Here is a 502-nt window from a genome sequence, read left to right as displayed (position 1 = left end):
AGTTCCCTGCGTTGGCTCTCTTTCGAGTGATACACCTTCAGTGTACCGGGTTGTCCCATTCGGAAATCTACGGATGTAACGATCGTTTGCATCTCCCCGTAGCTTATCGCAGCTTACCACGTCCTTCGTCGCCTCTTAGATCCTAGGCATCCACCATGCGCCCTTATTCGCTTTAAATATTTTTGTATTAAGTATTACTACTTAGTACACAACTTGTATTCTCCAATATGTCAAAGAACTTTTGATTGATTACTCAATCGTTGATGATGTGTGAGATCCGATCTCTTTTGCATTACTACGTTTACTCTTAAACGTTAGTAACCAAACATCTTTATAAAGAACTATTTATTTGAAAGAAGAAGGAAACAACAGCTCAGGTTAATGAGCTCTAAAAAGGAGGTATTCCAGCCGCACCTTCCGATACGGCTACCTTGTTACGACTTAGCCCCAATTACCGATTTTACCCTAGGCGGTTCCTTGCGGTTGCCGACTTCAGGTCCCC

At 42.8% G+C, this 502-nt stretch carries 2 rRNA genes; both read right to left on the bottom strand.

From position 1 onward, the window contains the following. Positions 1-177, bottom strand: a 23S ribosomal RNA gene (locus tag F3J22_RS30300); the annotation flags it as partial. Positions 178-392: 215 nt separating this feature from the next. Further along, positions 393-502: ribosomal RNA gene (locus F3J22_RS30295) — 16S ribosomal RNA — on the bottom strand; the annotation flags it as partial.

Origin of the sequence: Chitinophaga sp. Cy-1792 (assembly GCF_011752935.1) — a bacterium.
Taxonomy (GTDB): domain Bacteria; phylum Bacteroidota; class Bacteroidia; order Chitinophagales; family Chitinophagaceae; genus Chitinophaga.
The sequence above is the reverse complement of the archived record's forward strand: the minus strand, read 5'-3'. Positions and strand labels throughout refer to the sequence as shown.